This window comes from Bacteroides sp. MSSM.1001136sp1_RTP21357st2_D2_RTP21359_211015, from assembly GCF_040913205.1.
GTDB classification, from domain to species: Bacteria; Bacteroidota; Bacteroidia; order Bacteroidales; family Bacteroidaceae; genus Bacteroides; species Bacteroides ovatus.
Map to the genome: position 1 here is coordinate 1 of NZ_JBDFVF010000002.1, position 20615 is coordinate 20615.

General features: G+C 45.6%; 17 protein-coding genes. 15 read left to right on the forward strand and 2 right to left on the reverse strand.

Annotated features, from left to right (window positions below):
• The first annotated feature begins 394 nt into the window (after positions 1–394).
• A complete protein-coding gene (locus AB5217_RS02040; RefSeq protein WP_004296707.1) occupies positions 395–790 on the forward strand; it encodes a DUF3836 domain-containing protein in 396 nt (131 codons plus the stop codon).
• Positions 791–878: 88 nt separating this feature from the next.
• Here AB5217_RS02040 and AB5217_RS02045 read toward each other — a convergent pair whose 3' ends face one another.
• Positions 879–1658, reverse strand: coding sequence for a LytR/AlgR family response regulator transcription factor (locus tag AB5217_RS02045; protein WP_004324209.1), 780 nt, complete (start codon positions 1656–1658; stop codon positions 879–881).
• Complete coding sequence (locus tag AB5217_RS02050) at positions 1655–3706, reverse strand: histidine kinase (protein WP_022199986.1); 2052 nt, start codon at positions 3704–3706, stop codon at positions 1655–1657. The genes AB5217_RS02045 and AB5217_RS02050 overlap by 4 nt, the downstream gene beginning before the upstream one ends.
• Positions 3707–3828: 122 nt before the next feature.
• Here AB5217_RS02050 and AB5217_RS02055 point away from each other — a divergent pair, with 122 nt between their 5' ends.
• The 14 genes from AB5217_RS02055 to AB5217_RS02120 all read left to right on the forward strand — a co-directional run bounded on the left by AB5217_RS02055 (position 3829) and on the right by AB5217_RS02120 (position 20611).
• Positions 3829–4734: a serine O-acetyltransferase gene (locus AB5217_RS02055; RefSeq protein WP_004296704.1), complete on the forward strand. Its 906-nt coding sequence runs from the start codon at positions 3829–3831 to the stop codon at positions 4732–4734.
• Between the two features lie 16 nt (positions 4735–4750).
• Positions 4751–6193: a class I SAM-dependent RNA methyltransferase gene (locus tag AB5217_RS02060; RefSeq protein WP_004324207.1), complete on the forward strand. Its 1443-nt coding sequence runs from the start codon at positions 4751–4753 to the stop codon at positions 6191–6193.
• Positions 6194–6336: 143 nt separating this feature from the next.
• Positions 6337–6897, forward strand: a complete 561-nt coding sequence (locus AB5217_RS02065; RefSeq protein ID WP_004296702.1) for an ORF6N domain-containing protein — start codon at positions 6337–6339, stop codon at positions 6895–6897.
• Positions 6898–6911: 14 nt separating this feature from the next.
• Positions 6912–9110, forward strand: a complete 2199-nt coding sequence (locus AB5217_RS02070) for a S9 family peptidase (protein WP_032842841.1) — start codon at positions 6912–6914, stop codon at positions 9108–9110.
• Positions 9111–9175: 65 nt separating this feature from the next.
• On the forward strand, positions 9176–10450 hold the full coding sequence (purD, locus tag AB5217_RS02075; RefSeq protein ID WP_004296700.1) for a phosphoribosylamine--glycine ligase: 1275 nt from the start codon (positions 9176–9178) through the stop codon (positions 10448–10450).
• A gap of 235 nt (positions 10451–10685) precedes the next feature.
• Entirely contained in the window at positions 10686–11696 is a 1011-nt protein-coding gene (locus AB5217_RS02080; protein WP_004296699.1) for a hypothetical protein, read from the forward strand.
• On the forward strand, positions 11681–12160 hold the full coding sequence (locus AB5217_RS02085) for a YqaA family protein (RefSeq protein WP_004296698.1): 480 nt from the start codon (positions 11681–11683) through the stop codon (positions 12158–12160). Before AB5217_RS02080 ends, AB5217_RS02085 begins: the two co-directional genes overlap by 16 nt.
• Before the next feature lie 61 nt (positions 12161–12221).
• The gene (mnmD, locus tag AB5217_RS02090; protein ID WP_032842846.1) at positions 12222–12968 is read left to right on the forward strand and encodes a tRNA (5-methylaminomethyl-2-thiouridine)(34)-methyltransferase MnmD; all 747 of its coding nucleotides are present in this window, start codon (positions 12222–12224) and stop codon (positions 12966–12968) included.
• Positions 12969–13012: 44 nt separating this feature from the next.
• The gene (locus AB5217_RS02095; protein WP_004324204.1) at positions 13013–13942 is read left to right on the forward strand and encodes a metal ABC transporter solute-binding protein, Zn/Mn family; all 930 of its coding nucleotides are present in this window, start codon (positions 13013–13015) and stop codon (positions 13940–13942) included.
• Between the two features lie 37 nt (positions 13943–13979).
• Positions 13980–14753, forward strand: a complete 774-nt coding sequence (locus tag AB5217_RS02100; RefSeq protein ID WP_004324203.1) for a metal ABC transporter ATP-binding protein — start codon at positions 13980–13982, stop codon at positions 14751–14753.
• A 204-nt stretch (positions 14754–14957) separates the two neighbouring features.
• Positions 14958–18371 carry a DUF2723 domain-containing protein gene (locus tag AB5217_RS02105; protein ID WP_032854526.1) on the forward strand — a complete coding sequence of 1138 codons (3414 nt, stop codon included), beginning with the start codon at positions 14958–14960 and terminating at the stop codon, positions 18369–18371.
• Between the two features lie 108 nt (positions 18372–18479).
• A complete protein-coding gene (locus AB5217_RS02110; RefSeq protein ID WP_004296883.1) occupies positions 18480–19094 on the forward strand; it encodes a polysaccharide deacetylase family protein in 615 nt (204 codons plus the stop codon).
• Positions 19095–19789: 695 nt separating this feature from the next.
• Positions 19790–20020, forward strand: coding sequence for a hypothetical protein (locus tag AB5217_RS02115; RefSeq protein WP_004296881.1), 231 nt, complete (start codon positions 19790–19792; stop codon positions 20018–20020).
• Positions 20021–20119: 99 nt separating this feature from the next.
• Positions 20120–20611, forward strand: coding sequence for a hypothetical protein (locus AB5217_RS02120; protein WP_032842839.1), 492 nt, complete (start codon positions 20120–20122; stop codon positions 20609–20611).
• The last annotated feature ends 4 nt before the right edge of the window (positions 20612–20615 follow it).

Genomic DNA, 20615 nt, shown 5'->3' on the forward strand with positions numbered 1-20615 from the left:
TAATAAGATGAAAAGACAATATTGGTGTAAGATAAATGTATAAAAGATTAAGGAAAGAGTATAATGCGTTTTCCCTGACCTTATCAGGGACCTCCGCTTACAAAATGGAGGCAAGTCTGGGTAATAACATTATTTAACTCTGTATCCAGAAAGCTAGAAAAAAGATTCCTTTTTCGACGAAGTGATTCATTCTATATCCGGCAGATTGACTGCCGGATATTTTTTTGTCACCAATATTGGCAAAAAGCTAGTTATCACCCACCTCCACTCTTGACATTTTGACAATCTTTTATCTTCTAAAATGCACAAATACCAAATTAATATGTAGATTTGCAGCATAAAACCAATGTATTTGGTAGACAAATGAAAGTATAACCCAAAAACTTAAATAGCCATGAAAGCAAAAGTATCTTTAAAAATGTTCGTTTTATCTGCAGCTCTTCTTGTTGTATCGCTTGCTACTTCTGCACGTAGCTACGATAATCAATTGATTTATAATCCAATCGAAGAGAATGGCATGACAGTGGGACAAACCGTTTACAAAATGGACGGAAATACACTTGCCAACTACATGAAGTACAACTACAAGTACGATGACAACAAACGTATGATTGAAAGCGAGGCCTTGAAATGGAACAATAGCAAGGACGCATGGGAAAAAGACCTACGCATCAATTACACTTATGAAGGCAAGACCGTTACTACGAATTATTATAAATGGAACGCTAAAAAACAAGCCTACGTACTGGTACCCGAAATGACCGTTACGATGGATAATACAAATATGTAACATAAACTCTCTCTCATTCTAATATTCTAACAAAAGGATACGCCGCTTCTGCTGAAGAAGTGGCGTATTTCATAATATGAAGTCTACATTACAAAACAAAGAAACGCTCTTGCAGTTCTTTTAGATAACTTCGGGAAATAATCAAATCGTTCTTATCGTGAAAAGGCGGATAAAGTTGACAGCATTTACCATCAATCATTGCCAGATAATTAACATTTACAATAGCAGATTGGCTAATCTGTACAAAAGCTTGTGAATAACTGATAATATCTTCTGCTTTTGTATTTCGCTTCAAATTCAGACAAGTTTGATTAAACAAGACCACCTGCCATTGACGTTTGTCTTTCAGATATTCAAAAAAGCCGATTTCTTCCAGTCGCAAGAGTTTGAAGCCTGTCACTGTACTAATCATAAACATGCCTTGCTGGGGCATCAATGCACTAATAGAAGAAGCAAAAGAAGGCAAAAGAGGAAGCGAAGTAGAGCTCATAGCCTTCCGGTAACGGTCCATAATTACTTTCAGGTCTTCTGCTTCAAAAGGCTTCAGCAGGAAGTCGAAAGCCGACTCACGCAACGCCTGAAGCAAGTATTTGTCATAAGAGGTGTAAAACACAACCTTCATATCCCACAAAATATCCTCCCTGATTTCACTTAATAGATTGAGTCCCAACGTATCCGGAAGTTCCACATCAAGAAACAATAAGTCCGGATGCAACTCCATAATCATCTTTTTACCTTTTGCACCATTCCCTGCGATTCCTTTTACTTCAAATTCACGATAGGGCTCCAACTCTCGGCGCAAAGCATCAATCGCTGTACGTTCATCGTCAACGATGACTACCTTATACTTTTCTTCTGTCTCCATCATAAATCATAAGAAAAACGAAACGGGATATATACCGACACTTCCGTACCGGTTTGTCCATCGCTTCTGTTGGTTATATTAAAACGTATTTTATCACTCTTGTTCTTTGTATTCAGTAATTGAATGGTCTGATACAACACTTTCAATCCTGTACCAGTACCCCGTGTGGCGGAAACTACCTGCGGGAGATACCCGCGTCCGTTGTCGGTAACCGTTATGCGAATCCCATTTGTTTCACGGGAAACATATACCATTAGCTCCTTTTTTCCGTCCTTTCCCGCCAGTCCATGTTTAATAGCATTCTCCACCGGAATTTGCACAATCATAGATGGAATCATGATGCGGGTTGCATCTAAACCGTCCTCCACCGTGATTGTTGCGACAAAATCTTCTCCGACACGTCCACGTTCCAGTTCGATGTATGTACGGACGAAATCCAGTTCGTCTTGCAAAGATACGCTCAATTTCTCGGTAAGTTCGAGGCTACGACGGAGATATTTCACCAGTTCCATCAGATTATGTTTCACCTCTTCCGAGCCGTTAAACTGATTGATCTCACGTCCCAGTACATTAAAAGTAAAATGAGGAGAAATCCGGCTTCTCAAATTCTCCATGCGGACACGGTTGATTTGCTGGAAGAAACGCTGGCGAAGAAACTCCCTCTTTTTACGCATATACCAGACAACTATCACTACCCCTGCCACAAGCAACACGCAGACAAGTACCCAGATAGATACGCTCAACTTGAGCACTCTCATCTCTGCCGCCTGTCGCTGAATCTTCATTTCCTTACGAAGCACTATCGTATCCTGCCGATAACGCATATCCAATTCGGCAACACGCATCTGTATCCGTTCGCTCCGGATGGAATCGTCCAGATGGCAATCACGTTTCAGGTATTCATAGGCACGGCGGTAATCACCGGTATGCTCAAAATAATGTTGCAGATACTGATTGCGTATAGTCAACATATTGGCGTCAAGATGCCCCACAGGAGCAGTCCGGGCGATCATAGTCTTCGCTTGGGCTATATTACCTTTCTTCAATGCCAGTTCAATCATCTGGGTTTCAATGTAATGAACAGCCGAGTTATGCTGTATATCGGAGAAGAAACGATAACTTTCGTCCAGGCAGATCTGTGCGGAGTCCAGTTTGTCAGTCAGCAAGTACAATTCTCCCAGGTTTACTTTGATAAAGTTCTGTTCAAACACCATCTGCGGATAAGAAGATACGAGTGCATTGGCCCTGCGCATATATTTCAAAGCCTCCTGATAGTTTTTCCGGTAATAATAATGGTTGCCGCGATTGTTGAGATAGGTCCATTGCTCGCTCACGTTCATTTCATCGAAGAACTGCCCGGCCAATTCATAGTAATGATTGGATAAATCGAAATCGCGCAGTTCCATGTAAGTCTGCCCCAATCCGTAGTAGACAGGAAATTTCGTGTGCTCGGACAAGTTCAAAGAATCACAGAGAAACAGGGCGCGCCGGTAATACGAAGCAGTGTGCGCCAAGTCACTGCGATGCAGATAGGCATCAGCTATATTGATACAAATATCCGGAAGCAGGTGTAGTTTTTTTCCTTTCAGGCGATATCCATAGGCTTTCTTATAGTCGATAATTGCAGAATCAGGGCGGTTCAGTTGCATCCATACGTTGCCTTCGATATTATAGACATCGGACAATACATCATTCCATCGTGGAGACTGGAGAGATTCAGAAGATTGGGAAGCATTGCGGGAAAATTCTTTTACCCGGCGGTTGTAATAGAGTATAGAATCAAAATCGGAAGAGACAAAAAATGTTTTCCCGTAAAGGGCGAGCAGACGATAATAAACCAGGGAATCTTGTGTCTGCGTCAGTGCCTCAAGCAGTTGTGAGCGGGAATAATGCACATTGGAAAACAAAGAATCCTGTACACGAACTTCCAGAGAATCAACCAACGCCTGTTCGCATGAAGAGCTATTGCGGTGTCTATCAGCATATCCGCAACTCAACAACATCAACAGCCCCAACAGTCCAAATAGTTTCATAGCAGTCTTCTGATTCATCAGTCCCCTTATTCATGTCATGTTTTGAATGTGACAAAAATACATTATTTATCCTGAATCCCAGCGAATTTTATTATTTTTTTAATACCTTTGTGCCCATATAAATATGAGCAACTGACCTAATGAGTCCACTGAACTTCACCCACATTTTGACACAGGCAGTCGATGAGCTATCGGAAAGCGAATCTTATAAAGGACTGTTTCATCAGCACAAAGATGGCGAACCACTGCCCTCTGCAAAAGTCTTGTATGAAATTATTGAGCTTTCACGCTCCATTCTTTTCCCCGGATATTACGGAAATTCTACTATTAACAGCCGGACTATCAATTATCACATCGGTGTAAACATTGAAAAATTGTTTGATTTACTTTGTGAGCAAATCTTGGCCGGATTATGTTTTAGCACTTCCATAGAGGGGAAATGCAACGTCTGCTCCGACTCCAAACGAGAAGAAGCTGCACGTCTTGCTGCTAAATTCATCAGTAAGTTACCCGCCATGAGGAGGATACTGGCAACGGATGTGGAAGCCGCCTACAACGGTGACCCGGCTGCCGAAAGCTATGGAGAGGTCATATTCTGTTATCCGGCCATTAAAGCGATCAGCAATTACCGTATCGCGCATGAATTGCTGGAACTGGGTGTTCCTCTGATTCCCCGTATCATCACGGAGATGGCGCATAGCGAAACGGGAATTGATATCCATCCGGCCGCAAAGATTGGCACTCACTTCACCATCGACCATGGTACGGGTGTCGTAATCGGCGCCACGAGTATCATCGGAAACAACGTCAAACTATATCAGGGTGTCACGCTGGGAGCCAAGAGTTTCCCGCTGGATGCCGACGGAAAACCTATCAAGGGAATCCCCCGCCATCCGATCCTGGAAGACAATGTAATTGTTTATTCCAACGCCACTATTCTGGGAAGAATCACCATCGGGCGTGATGCAACCGTAGGCGGTAATATCTGGGTAACGGAAAACGTGCCCGCAGGAGCAAGAATCGTACAAACTAAAGCAAAAAAATAAAATCAAAAGAATCTATATGAGCGAACAATTCGAGATGATAGCCAAGACTTTCCAGGGACTGGAAGAGATACTTGCAGAAGAACTGACAGCATTAGGAGCCAACGACATTCAAATAGGACGTCGTATGGTTTCATTTACAGGAGATAAACGTATGATGTACAAGGCTAATTTCTGTCTACGTACCGCCATCCGTATCCTGAAACCCATCAAGAACTTTACGGCCAAAGATGCTGACGAGGTTTACAATCAAATACAGGCTATTCCATGGGAAGAATATCTCGATGTGAACAAAACATTTGCTATCGATGCAGTAGTATTCAGTGAGGAGTTCCGCCATTCGAAATTCGTTTCGTACAAGGTGAAAGATGCGATTGTGGACTACTTCCGCGAGAAAACGGGTAAACGTCCGTCGGTACGCATCAACAACCCGGATGTACTTCTGAACATTCATATTGCACAGACTACCTGTACCTTGTCGTTGGACTCGTCCGGAGAATCACTTCACCGTCGCGGTTATCGCCAGGAAGCGGTAGAAGCTCCGTTGAATGAGGTATTGGCTGCCGGCATGATTTTAATGACCGGATGGCGTGGAGAATGTGATCTGATCGATCCGATGTGTGGTTCGGGTACTATCCCTGTAGAAGCCGCACTGATTGCTAAGAATATCGCTCCGGGAGTATTCCGTAAAGGGTTTGCTTTCGAGAAATGGGTGGATTTCGATGCGGATATGTTTGATGAGATTTACAATGACGACAGTCAGGAGCGTGAGTTTACTCATAAGATTTATGGGTATGACAACAATCCGAAAGCGAATGAGATTGCAACTCACAATATAAAAGCTGCCGGTGTATCGAAAGATATCGTGCTAAAATTGCAACCGTTCCAGCAGTTCGAACAGCCGAAAGAGAAATCAATCATCATCACCAATCCTCCTTATGGGGAACGTATCTCTACGAATGATTTGCTCGGTCTTTACCAGATGATCGGCGAACGTCTGAAACATGCATTTGTAGGAAACGAAGCATGGGTGCTTTCTTATCGGGAAGAGTGTTTCGACCAGATTGGCTTGAAGGCAAGCCAGAAGGTTCCTTTGTTCAATGGACCGTTGGAGTGTGAATTCCGCAAATATGAGATTTTTGACGGAAAATATAAAGAGTTCAAGAGCCAGGAAGAGGGCGAAGAGAAGAAAGAGGGTGAAGGAGAACAAGCTCCAAGATTCAGAGAAAGAAAAGAATTTAAGCCACGCCGCGAAGGTGAGTTCAAGCCGCGTCGGGACGGCGAATCCAGACCTCGCAGAGAGGGAGAATACAAGCCACGCAGAGAAGGTGGCGACTTCAAAGGTGGCGATGAAAGAGATAGAAAACCACGGGGAGAATTCCGCGGAGGAAGAGATTCAAGAGGGCCAAGAGAATTTAGGGGAAACCGGGAGCCGAGGATTCCGAAGAAGGAAGAGGAATAAACGGTTATAATCCCAACAACTTATTCACCCTGTAATTCACTAGTTAATAATTAATTAAAAACTTGAAGTTCCAAATTGGAACTTCAAGTTTACATCATAGTTCTAATGTTCAGTCACAAATTGGAACCTGTCTAAACAAAAAAATGGATGATATAGCTATTATAGAAAACAAAATATACGAAATCAGAGGGCAAAAAGTTATGCTTGACTTTGATTTGGCAGAAATGTATGGAGTTGAAACTAAACGCCTCAAGGAACAAGTACGTCGTAATATTGAACGCTTTCCTGCTGAATTCATGTTCGAGCTAACAAAAGAAGAAGTTGCAATTTCAAGGTCGCAAATTGCGACCTTGAAAACAGGACAAGGATATAACATCAAATATCTTCCGTTTGCATTTACTGAATATGGTATAGTTATGTTATCCAGCGTCCTCAAGTCCAAGACCGCTGTGGAAGTAAATATCAATATTATCCGTGCTTTTGTACGTATGCGCCAATATCTTCTATCCAATATACCTAAAAAGGAGTTGGAAGAATTAAAACAACGCATCGAATATCTCGAAGAAGATATTACTTCTGATAGGGAAAGTTACGAAAAACAATTTGACGACCTATTTAATGCCTTTGCTAAAATAAGTGCAATTATCCAATCAAGACAGACTCCTTTGGACAGAGTAAAAATAGAAGGATTTAAAAACAAATAATAAAGAAAAGAGCAATGAGTAAAATTGGAAAAAGAGCCATTCTGTTATTGTTGGCACTACCAATCGGATTCAATGTTATGGCACAAGAAACCAAAAAACCGACGCTGGAAGAACTGATTCCGGGCGGCGAGAGTTACCGCTATGCAGAAAACCTGTACGGGCTGCAATGGTGGGGCGACGAATGTATCAAGCCAGGAGTAGATACCCTTTATTCAATTCAACCCAAAACCGGGAAAGAAACAATGGTTATCACTCGCGAGCAAATCAACAAAGTGCTTGAAGAAAACAAGGCAGGAAAATTATCACACCTGTATTCCGTCCGTTTTCCATGGACAGACAAGGCACAAATGCTATTCACGATAGCAGGAAAGTTCATTGTATATGATTTCAAGAACAATCAGGTTATCAGCACTTTCAAACCAAAGGACGGGGCAAATAATGAAGACTATTGCGCAGCCAGTGGAAATGTGGCTTACACGATAGATAACAATCTATATGTGAATGAGAAAGCAGTAACCAATGAACCCGAAGGCATCGTTTGCGGACAAACAGTGCACCGCAATGAATTCGGTATCAACAAAGGAACTTTCTGGAGTCCGAAAGGCAACCTGCTCGCTTTCTACCGTATGGATGAAAGCATGGTGACACAATACCCGCTTGTAGACATCACTGCACGTGTAGGCGAAGTAAATAACGTACGCTATCCGATGGCAGGAATGACGAGCCATCAGGTAAAAGTAGGCATTTACAACCCTGCTACCGGTAAAAGCATTTATCTGAATGCAGGCGATCCGACAGACCGTTATTTCACTAACATCAGCTGGGCACCGGATGAAAAGAGCCTCTACCTGATCGAAGTAAACCGCGACCAGAATCATGCCAAACTCTGCCAGTACAACGCAGAGACAGGAGAACCCATGGGAGTTCTCTATGAAGAAATGCACCCTAAATACGTTGAACCGCAAAACCCCATCGTATTTTTGCCGTGGGACCCTACCAAGTTCATCTATCAAAGTCAGCGTGACGGCTACAATCACCTTTATCTCTTTGAGACAAATGCAGCAAACATGAAAGGTGAAACCTATAATAGTGCCAACGGCGGTAGTTATTTCCAGGCCGGTAAAGTAAAACAGCTAACCAAAGGCAACTGGCTGGTCAGCGAAATCCTAGGATTCAACACAAAGCGTAAAGAGGTCATCTTCACTGCCGTAGAAGGCTTGAGAAGCGGCCATTTTGCAGTAAACGTAAGTAATGGAAAGATAAGCCAGCCGTTTGAGAACTGCAAGGAAAGCGAACATAGCGGAACACTTAGCGCCTCTGGCACATACCTTATCGACCGTTATTCCACCAAAGACCAACCCCGCGTCATCAACCTGGTAGACACCAAAAACTTCAAAGAAACAGCCAACTTGCTGACAGCCGAAAATCCTTACGACGGATACCAGATGCCAAGCATCGAAACCGGAACAATCAAAGCGGCAGACGGCACTACCGACCTGCATTACCGCCTGATGAAGCCGGCAAACTTCGATCCGGCTAAGAAATATCCCGTAATCGTATATGTCTACGGAGGCCCTCACGCGCAATGCGTCACCGGAGGATGGCAGAACGGCGCACGCGGATGGGACACATACATGGCAAGCAAAGGCTATATCATGTTCACCATCGACAATCGCGGTAGCAGCAACCGCGGACTAACATTTGAAAATGCCACCTTCCGCCGTCTCGGCATCGAAGAAGGCAAAGACCAGGTAAAAGGCGTTGAATTCCTGAAATCCCTCCCCTACGTAGACAGCGAGCGCATCGGCGTACACGGATGGAGTTTTGGAGGTCACATGACTACCGCCCTGATGCTCCGTTACCCGGAGATATTCAAAGTAGGCGTTGCCGGAGGTCCGGTAATCGACTGGGGTTACTATGAAATAATGTACGGCGAACGCTATATGGACACACCGGAAAGCAATCCGGAAGGCTACAAAGAATGTAATCTGAAAAACCTTGCCGACCAACTGAAAGGTCACCTATTGATTATTCACGACGACCACGACGACACCTGCGTGCCACAACACACCCTGTCGTTCATGAAAGCCTGTGTAGATGCCCGCACTTATCCCGACCTGTTTATCTACCCGTGCCACAAGCACAACGTAGCAGGCCGCGACCGTGTACATCTGCACGAGAAAATCACCCGGTACTTTGAGCAGAACTTATAAAACCTGTGAAGTCCACCGCATCTATACGAATCATATATAACAGTATAACTTATAATAGCACAAAGATGAAGATATTATTACTTGGCTCGGGCGGCCGCGAACATGCACTGGCATGGAAAATTGCCCAAAGTCCGAAAGTTGAAAAACTGTACATTGCTCCGGGAAATGCCGGAACAACTGCCGTAGGCGAGAATGTCAACATCAAAGCAACCGATTTTGAAGCCATCAGCGCTTTCGCTCTGAAAGAGAACATTCAAATGGTAGTAGTAGGCCCCGAAGATCCGTTGGTAGAAGGAATTTACGACTACTTCCAGAACCGTCCGGAGCTAAAGCATATTGCCGTTATCGGTCCTTCGGCTCAAGGAGCAGAACTGGAAGGAAGCAAGGAGTTTGCCAAAGGCTTCATGATGCGCCACAACATCCCGACAGCCCGCTACAAAAGCATCACTTCCGCAAACCTCGAAGAAGGTCTCGCTTTCCTCGAAACGCTGGAAGCTCCATACGTATTGAAGGCTGATGGTCTTTGTGCCGGAAAAGGAGTACTTATCCTCCCTACACTGGACGAAGCTAAAGTAGAACTGAAAGAAATGCTGGGTGGCATGTTCGGCTCTGCATCGGCAACCGTTGTAATCGAAGAGTTCCTAAGCGGTATCGAGTGCTCTGTATTCGTACTGACAGACGGAGAACACTATAAAGTCCTCCCCGTAGCCAAAGACTACAAACGCATCGGTGAAGGCGATAAAGGACTAAATACAGGCGGTATGGGTAGCGTAACCCCCGTTCCGTTTGCCGATGAAGTATTTATGGAGAAAGTACGCACACGCATCATCGAACCGACCATCAACGGCCTGAAAGAAGAAAACATCACTTACAAAGGCTTCATCTTCCTCGGTCTTATCAAGGTGAAAGGTGAACCGATGGTGATCGAATACAACGTCCGCATGGGCGACCCGGAAACAGAAAGCGTGATGCTCCGTATCCAGAGCGACTTCGTAGAACTGCTTGAAGGTACTGCCGCAGGCAACCTGAACGAAAAAACACTGGTGATGGACCCACGTTCAGCCGGCTGTGTCATCCTTGTCAGCGGCGGTTATCCCGAAGCCTACGAAAAAGGATTCCCTATCAGCGGACTGGAACAGGCTGCCGCTACCGACAGCATCATTTTCCATGCCGGAACAGCCATGAAAGACGGACAAGTAGTGACGAACGGAGGACGTGTGATTGCCGTTTGCTCTTACGGTGCAACGAAAGAAGAGGCACTGGCACAGAGCTACAAAGTGGCAGACATGATCGACTTCGACAAGAAGTATTTCCGCCGCGATATCGGATTCGATTTGTAATTCAAGTTTCGCACGCAAGTAGCCCTATTCCGCATAGCGTTGAACACCATGACTTGTCAAGCATTAATAGTTGAGTTATCAAGTATTAATAGTTTAGACGACAATTGTTAATACTTGAGGAATCAGGTATTAACAGCTGACAGGATGGTTGTTAACATCAAGCATGCAGGATATTAATATCCGGAATATCAACCGAATGTACCTATAGTATCAAGAGATAACAAGTAATAAACTCATGAGAAATAAAAGACTACAAAGTCAAGTGACGGCAGGACGGTGGACCCTGCCTGCCGTTATCTTTATCTGCGCCCTGTGCTGGGTGTTGACTTACTTTTTATTTCCCGGTTCCATAGCCTCAACCGTACTCGAAGGCAGCCCTTCTGCCTGGCAACCCGCCCGCGATTTTCTGCTTCCGGGGTGGGCAGACCGGATTGTCAGCTTCCTGATTTATGCAACCATCGGTTACTTTCTGATAGAGCTGAACAATCAGTTCAGCATTATCCGTATGAGGGCTTCCATGCAGACAGCTATCTATTTCCTGCTGGTCACCGTCTGCCCGAAAATGCATTACCTATATACAGGAGATATTGTTGCCCTGGGCTTTCTCATTTCCATTTATTTTCTGTTTAAAAGCTATCAGCAAACTCAAGCTGCGGGTTATTTATTCTACTCCTTCTTCTTTATCGGAGCGGGAAGTATTCTGTTCCCACAGTTCACCATCCTCTCGGTGCTTTGGTTGCTCGAAGCCTACCGTTTCCAGTCGCTCACTCCGCGTAGTTTCTGCGGTGCGCTGCTCGGATGGATGCTGCCATACTGGATGCTGTTCGGACACGCCTTCTTCTACAACGAGATGGAGTTGTTCTATCGCCCTTTCAATCAGCTACTAACTATCGGGGAATTCTTCAACCTGCAAATCCTCCAGCCTTGGGAACTGGCAATACTCGGCTATCTGTTGGTGATGTTCATCGTCAGTGCCGTCCATTGCATCGCCGCCGGATTTGAGGATAAGATACGCACACGCGCCTATCTCCAATTCCTGATAGACCTGACGATTTTCCTGTTCCTGCTGATTGCCCTGCAACCGATATATTGCAGTGCCCTATTGCCTTTGCTTATCATAAGCAACAGCATCCTGATCGGACATTTCTTTGTACTGACCAATAGTAAAAGTTCGAATGTGTTTTTCATCATTTCATTGGTCGGTCTCATCCTCTTATTCGCTTTTAATATATGGACGCTTTTATAGATTCAACGATACAACTCCTCATAGAATGGGGACTCCCGGGATTATTCATCTCGGCTTTACTGGCTGGGAGCATCGTGCCTTTCAGTTCCGAACTGGTACTGGTGGCACTGGTGAAACTCGGTCTGCCCCCGATAGCCTGTCTGATCTCCGCCACTCTGGGCAACACAGTAGGCGGAATGACTTGCTACTACATGGGACGTCTGGGCAAAATCAGTTGGATCGAGAAATATTTCAAGGTAAAGAAAGAGAAAGTAGACAAAATGGTGAAATTCCTGCAAGGAAAAGGAGCATTGATGGCCTTCTTCACCTTTCTTCCCGCTATTGGGGAAGTGATAGCCATTGCACTGGGATTTATGCGAAGCAACACATGGCTCACCATAGTTTCCATGTTTGTCGGCAAACTGATACGTTATATTCTTCTCCTGTATGCACTCGAAAGTGCCTGGGACGCTATAGCAGGGTAAGGATTTTAAATATCAGGTAAAAAGTATTAGACGTTAGACAGTAAGCATTAGAGATTGTATGATGGAAAGGATTATTGAGAAAACCGACGACGGGAGCGCTACCCTGTTTGTTCCGGAATTGAATGAACATTATCATTCAACGAAAGGGGCACGCACGGAGTCTCAACATATTTTCATCGATATGGGACTTAAAGCCTCTTCCGCCACTACTCCGCGTATTCTTGAGATCGGCTTCGGGACAGGGCTAAACGCCTGGCTCACCCTTGAAGAAGCAGAAAGAAGCAGACGGAATATACTCTATACAGGATTGGAACTCTATCCACTGGAATGGCAGACGATAGAGCAATTAGGATATATCTCCAATGATGAGCAATTAACGACGACCGCCCGGCAGCAACCGGCTATCGAATTGTTTAAGCAACTTCATACATCACCTTGGGAGAAAGACGTGCAACTCACTCCACACTTCACCCTACGGAAAGTAGAGACAGACGTAAACAAATGGGTTGAGAACAGAGAACGAACAATGAGCAATATCAATGATAGCGTAACCAACGCCGAATCACCTGCCCTGAATCTTTCATTTAACCTCATTTACTTCGATGCCTTTGCACCGGAAAAGCAACCGGAAATGTGGTCGCAAGAACTATTCAACCGCCTCTACGTTTTATTAGATAGAGACGGCATCCTGACCACTTACTGCGCCAAAGGTGTCGTCCGCCGGATGTTACAGACAGCCGGATTCACAGTAGAACGCCTGCCCGGACCTCCGGGTGGTAAACGGGAAATATTACGGGCCCGAAAATAAGAATAGAAACAAGATAAGAAAGAAACCCCGAAATAGAAGAAGTCATGAAAAAACAACTAAAAGATATGAGAACCCTTTTCCTCCTTAGTGCCTGCCTCCTAATGGCAGCCTGCACAGGACGCTCTTCCCAAGCAAGCAACGATGACGAAGCAAAACCGGTGATTACCGTCACCCTGGAACCGCAACGTTATTTCACGGAAGCTATTGCCGGAGATAAATTTAAAGTAGTCAGCATGGTCCCAAAAGGTTCCAGCCCGGAAACCTATGATCCTGTCCCCCAACAACTTGTGTCTCTGGGAGACAGCAAAGCCTATTTCCGCATCGGATACATCGGCTTCGAACAGACCTGGATGGATCGTTTGATGAACAATACCCCCCATATCCAAGTGTTCGACACCTCCAAAGGAATCGACCTCATACTCAACAATGATGACCACGACCATGCCCACGGACATAACAGTAACGACGGGCATATCCACGCCGTAGAGCCGCACGTATGGAATTCTACCGGTAATGCTTTAATCATTGCAGGAAACACCTACAAAGCCCTTAGCCAACTGGATAAGGCAAATGAGGTATACTATAGAAACCGCTACGATTCGCTCTGCCAGCGTATCCAGCACACCGACAGCCTGATTCGCCGTCAACTCTCCGCTCCCGAAGCAGCCAAAGCCTTCATGATTTATCATCCGGCTCTCTCCTACTTCGCCCGCGACTACGGATTGCATCAGATTTCCATCGAAGAAGGGGGCAAAGAACCTTCTCCCGCCCATCTGAAAGCCTTGATAGACCTGTGTCAGGCAGAAGATGTACGTGTAATCTTTGTTCAACCGGAATTTGACAAACGCAATGCGGAAACCATCGCGCAGCAAACCGGAACGAAAGTGATCCCTATCAATCCGCTAAGTTACGACTGGGAAGAAGAAATGCTGAATGTAGCCAAAGCCCTCGCGCCACAGGCTGCAACAAAATAAACGTATAAAGAAAGAACCCATCAAGCCATTTCCAACGATGAAACCAATAATCGAAATAAAGAATCTTTCCGCCGGATATGACGGTCGCACTGTTCTCCACGATGTTAATCTAAGCATCTACGAACGGGATTTTCTAGGTATTATAGGTCCGAACGGAGGCGGCAAAACGACGCTTATAAAGTGCATCCTCGGTCTGTTGAAGCCAACCGGAGGGGAAATTATATTCCATACTCCTGAAAAAGCATCTACTAAAACCACTTCTACTTTCCTGGGTTATCTGCCTCAATACAACAGTATAGACCGGAAGTTCCCTATTTCCGTGGAAGAAGTGATCCTATCCGGATTAAGCATACAAAAATCGCTCACTTCACGATTTACCCCCGAACAGAAAGAGAAAGGTAAACAGATTATTTCCCGCATGGGGCTTGAAGGATTCGAACACCGTTCTATCGGGCAATTAAGCGGCGGGCAGCTGCAACGTGCCCTGTTGGGACGTGCCATCATCTCCGACCCTGCGGTATTGATTCTCGATGAACCCAGCACGTATATCGACAAGCGTTTCGAAGCACGCCTTTATGAGTTATTGGCTGAAATCAATAAAGAATGTGCCATTATCCTTGTCAGTCACGACATCGGCACTGTATTGCAACAAGTAAAATCTATCGCTTGCGTCAACGAAACGCTGGATTACCATCCGGATACAGGCGTTACTACCGAATGGCTGGAAAGGAACTTCAACTGTCCTATCGAGCTATTGGGACACGGTACATTGCCTCATCGGGTTTTAGGAGAACATCATCACCATCATTAAAGTTGCCATAGACTCTATATAGATATACGGCTTCCTTGTTTTAAAATGTATCTTCCCTCTCTGCTGCCTTCCGGAAGAGTGAAAGAGATAGTAAATCACCCCTTTGTTACTTAATATTTCTTACTTTCTTCCTCATTATCCTTACAAATCACTATCTTTGCGACCTCATAATTTGTTTTTAACGAATAAACTACGATAGTGCTAATGAAACAGTACAGAACCGTAAACAACCTTATGGGTTGGCTTACATTCATCATTGCGGCAACCGTCTACTGCCTGACAATAGAACCGACCGCAAGTTTCTGGGATTGCCCGGAGTTCATAACCACCGGCTATAAACTGGAAGTCGGACACCCGCCCGGCGCACCTTTCTTCATGCTGATGGCGAACCTGTTTACTCAATTTGCTTCCGACGTAACAACCGTTGCGAAAATGGTGAATTACATGAGTGCCCTGATGAGTGGTGCCTGTATCCTGTTCCTTTTCTGGAGCATCACCCATCTGGTACGCAAACTGATTATCACTGACGAAAACAATATCACCAAAGGACAGCTTATCACGGTCATGGGTAGCGGACTGATCGGTGCACTGGTTTATACATTCAGTGACACATTCTGGTTCTCGGCCGTAGAAGGTGAAGTATATGCCTTCTCCTCTCTGTTTACCGCTGTCGTTTTCTGGTTGATTCTGAAATGGGAAGACGTGGCCGACCAGCCTCATAGCGACCGCTGGATTATCCTCATCGCCTATCTGACGGGATTGAGTATCGGTGTCCATTTGCTGAACCTGCTTTGTCTGCCCGCCATCGTACTGGTATACTACTACAAGAAAACTCCAAACGCTACCGCCAAAGGTTCGCTAATTGCGTTATTCGGTTCAATGGTACTCGTTGCAGCCGTGCTTTACGGCATCGTACCGGGCATTGTGAAAGTAGGCGGCTGGTTCGAGCTGTTGTTTGTCAACGGACTCGGAATGTCGTTCAATTCAGGCGTAGTGGTTTATATCATTCTGCTTGCAGCGGCTCTGATCTGGGGCGTATACGAAAGCTATACCGAAAAGAACAAAACGCGCATGGCTATCTCCTTTATTCTGACGATTGCTCTACTGGGTATCCCGTTCTACGGACACGGAGCCAGCAGTATCATCATCGGTATTTTGGTTATTGCCGCACTGGGACTTTATCTTGCTCCGAGTGTACAGGCTAAAATCAAAGAGAGATGGCGTATCACCGCCCGCACCATGAACACAGCATTACTGTGCACCATGATGATCGTAATCGGGTATTCTTCTTACGCACTGATCGTTATCCGTTCTACTGCCAACACTCCGATGGATCAAAACTCACCGGAGGATATATTCACCCTGGGCGAATACCTCGGCCGTGAACAATACGGAACCCGTCCGCTCTTCTACGGCCCTGCTTTCTCTTCGAAAGTGGCACTTGACGTAAAAGACGGCTATTGTATTCCGCGCCAATCGGAAGCAGGAAGTAAGTTTGTCCGCAAGGAAAAGACTTCGCCCGACGAAAAAGACTCTTATATCGAACTTCCCGGACGTGTGGAATACGAATATGCACAGAATATGCTTTTCCCGCGTATGTACAGTTCGTCACACGCACCGCTCTACAAACAATGGGTAGACATCAAGGGATATGACGTTCCTTACGACCAGTGTGGAGAGATGGTGATGGTAAACATGCCTACCCAATGGGAAAATATCAAATTCTTCTTCTCCTACCAGCTAAACTTCATGTACTGGCGTTACTTCATGTGGAACTTTGCCGGACGGCAGAATGACATACAGGGTAGCGGAGAAATTGAGCACGGCAACTGGATCACCGGTATTCCGTTTATCGACAACCTACTGGTAGGTAACCAGGAATTGCTTCCGCAAGATCTCAAAAACAATAAAGGACACAACGTATTCTACTGTCTGCCGCTGATTCTCGGCTTAATCGGACTCTTCTGGCAGGCTTACCATAGCCAGCGGGGTATCCAGCAATTCTGGGTGGTATTCTTCCTGTTCTTTATGACAGGTATCGCTATCGTGCTCTACCTCAACCAAACTCCTGCACAACCCCGTGAACGAGACTATGCGTATGCCGGTTCGTTCTATGCCTTTGCCATCTGGGTAGGTATGGGAGTGGCAGGTATCATCCGCATGTTGCGAGATTATGCCAAGATGCAGGAACTTCCGGCAGCCGTTCTGGCTTCAGTGCTCTGTTTGTTCGTCCCCATCCAGATGGCGGGACAGACATGGGATGACCACGACCGCAGCGGACGCTTCGTTGCCCGCGACTTCGGACAGAACTACCTGATGACTTTGCAGGAAGAAGGCAACCCGATTATCTACACCAATGGTGATAACGATACCTTCCCATTGTGGTACAATCAGGAAACGGAAGGTTTCCGTACGGATGCCCGCACCTGTAACTTAAGTTACCTGCAAACAGACTGGTATATAGACCAGATGAAACGTCCGGCCTACGATTCTCCGTCACTCCCTATCACTTGGGACCGTGTGGAATACGTGGAAGGACAAAACGAATATATCTCTATCCGTCCGGAAATGAAAGCTCTTATCGACAGCTATTTCAAACAGGCAAACGAACTGGCTGCACAGGGAGACACTACCATATTGTCGCTCGTTCACTCCATCTTCGGTGAGAATCCTTATGAACTGAAGGAAATCATCAACCGCTGGATGCTTGGCAAGAACGACCAATTGAAAGAACTTCTCAAGAAGACAGGAAAAGAGATACAACTTCCGCTCATCCCTACGGACAGCATCGTCATGAAGATAGATAAGGAAGCCGTACGCCGCTCCGGCATGAAAATACCGGAAGCTCTGGGCGACTCTATCCCCGAATACATGACAATCACCCTTAGAGACGCCAACGGCAACCCGAAACGCGCCCTCTACAAGAGTGAGCTGATGATGCTCGAAATGCTTGCCAACGCTAACTGGGAACGTCCTATCTATATGGCAATCACCGTAGGAAGCGAAAACCATCTGGGCATGGGCAACCACTTCACACAGGAGGGTCTCGCCTACCGCTTCACTCCGTTCGATACGGACAAACTGGACAGCAAGATCGACAGTGAAAAGATGTACGACAACCTGATGAACAAGTTCAAGTTCGGCGGTATCGACAAGCCGGGTATCTACATCGACGAGAACGTGATGCGTATGTGCTACACGCACCGCCGTATCTTCACGCAGCTCGTAGGACAGCTTATCAAAGAAGGTAAGAAGGACAAGGCACTCGCTGCACTCGATTACGCCGAAAAGATGATTCCGGCAATCAACGTACCGTATGACTGGGCAAATGGCGCCTTCCAAATGGCAGAGTCTTATTATCAACTGGGACAGAACGAGAAAGCCAACAAGATTATCGACGAGCTTGCCAACAAGTCGCTCGAATACATGATCTGGTATCTTAGCCTGAACGATAACCAGCTTGCCATTGCCAGCGAAAACTTCGTGTACAACGCCAGTTTGCTTGACGCCGAAGTCCGCCTAATGGAAAAATACAAATCAGAAGAACTCGCAAAACATTACTCTACGCAACTCGATCAGCTATACAACGAGTACGTGACGAGAATGAAAGGGAAATAATTTAGGTATGAAGTAATAAGTATTAAGTATTAACGTAGCTTCCGGCATGTTTTCCGTAAGGTATAATACTTAATACTTATTTCCTAATACTTCAAAACACAGACTCTCATGTTTATAGAACAACCACCTTGGCTTTTCCGGGCGTTGTATCCACAAGCTATCTTCCGGATGGACCCGAATGAGCGGGCAGTCTATCTGACTTTCGACGACGGCCCCATCCCCGAAGTAACTCCCTGGGTACTGGAAATACTGGAAAAGCATCATATTAAAGCTACCTTTTTCATGGTAGGCGACAATATACGCAAACACCCGGATGAATACCGGATGGTGGTAGAGCACGGACACCGCATCGGTAACCATACTTTCAACCACATCCGTGGATTTGAATATTCCAATCCGGATTACCTGGCAAATGCCAGAAAGGTAGATGATATTATTCATTCCGATCTCTTCCGTCCACCACACGGACACATGGGATTCAGGCAGTATTATACGTTGCGCTATCATTACCGCATCATTATGTGGGATCTCGTGACCCGCGATTACAGTAAGCGGATGCGCCCGGAACAAGTGCTGAACAACGTGAAACGCTATGCGCGAAACGGTTCTATCATCACTTTCCACGATTCGCTGAAGTCATGGAACAACGGTAACCTGCAATACGCACTTCCCCGTGCCATCGAGTTCCTGAAAGAGGAAGGTTATGAATTCAAGGTGTTATAATCTTTGAAAAAACAGAAACTTCGAAAAGAGCAGAGCTTCCTGATAAGAAAGAAAAGGTTTCTGATGAATAAAAAAGCTCCCTGATAAGAAAAAAAATATAAGCCGAGGTATTATGCCCCGGCTTTTGTAGTTTAAAGCCCGTTTCGTGCCCAAAATTGAAAGATCCCTCCTCTTTCTTACAAGATGCCAGTGCAACCGTATTTCGCCTGGTAAAGGGCAAAAAAAGGCAAAAAGAGGGCAAAACAACCTGCATTCAAAAAGTTTCTGATTCACATTACCATTTCCAACCGTATTTTTTTATACATTTGCAACGGTCTCTTCCGCAGAAAGCCTCCGGGTGGCGAGGGAGAGACGTTTATATTGAGAAGACGTTTACAAGCGTTTGTCATTTGTGTTCAGAACTTCGCAAACTTTGACCTATCGGAATGACTAACAGCAACAAAGACGTCCTCCTGATGTGTATTTATATACATCCGTGCCTCACTTTGGAAAACAAAGGGAGGCTACGGGTGTTGTACATATCGGCGTGGGCTTTCTGCGTTGTTCGTTCCCGATAGTTGGCATTGCGAAGGCCTTGAACACGGAACGGACGAAGGTGAGAGATTCCCACGCCTTTTCTATATATTCCTGTCAACAATAGATTGAATTGTCCGCCCAACGGGAGTCTGGGGGACACACATAAGCAGAATAGGCACATGATTCATGCGGGACAACTTATTGAACGCACGCTTCACGAACAGGGACGCACCGTCACCTGGTTCGCTACCCAACTATGCTGCACACGCCCCAATGTTTACAAGATATTCCGGAAAGAGAATATCGACATCCACCTGCTCTGGCGCATCTCCTGCATCCTCGGCCATGATTTCTTCCGCGATCTTTCCGACAGCATCAATACCGGAAACTTCCCCAGTGTATCCAAATAGGATACAATTCCGTATCGTTCTTGGAACTATGCTTTCACCCGGTAGTATACTCCTTTCGCATACCTTTGCAGGCATATTAACATATAATCACAAAAGGACATGAAAACGAAAAAACTATTTCTGATTATTGCTCTGGTTGTCGGTTGTGCCGTCGGAGCCCATGCGCAAAAGACGGTCTTCAAGTTTCGTGATGCACAGGCACGTGCAGGCGATGCAGTTACTGAAGTTTGTGTCAAACCCACAGTTGTCGAGGTGAAAATACTGGAAGATAAGGGACGGATCAAGGATGAATGGACACTAAGCAAAGAGGAAGTGGAGATCGCCATGAAAGGAGAACTTGACAACATCCGTGCATGGGGGACGTATCTGTCCACCATCAAATACAACTGCGATGTCATCATGGGAGCCACTTTCAAAGTGGAAGATAATGAAAAAACAGGGGGATACACGGTTACAGTAGTAGGTTATCCCGGCATCTTCGTCAACTGGCATCCTGCCACCCAGGACGATTATGAATGGATACGCCTGCAGAAGCTATCACCCACGGATGGAAGAAGCCAGATAGCACCTGTCGTTAAGAATAAGAATTAATCAC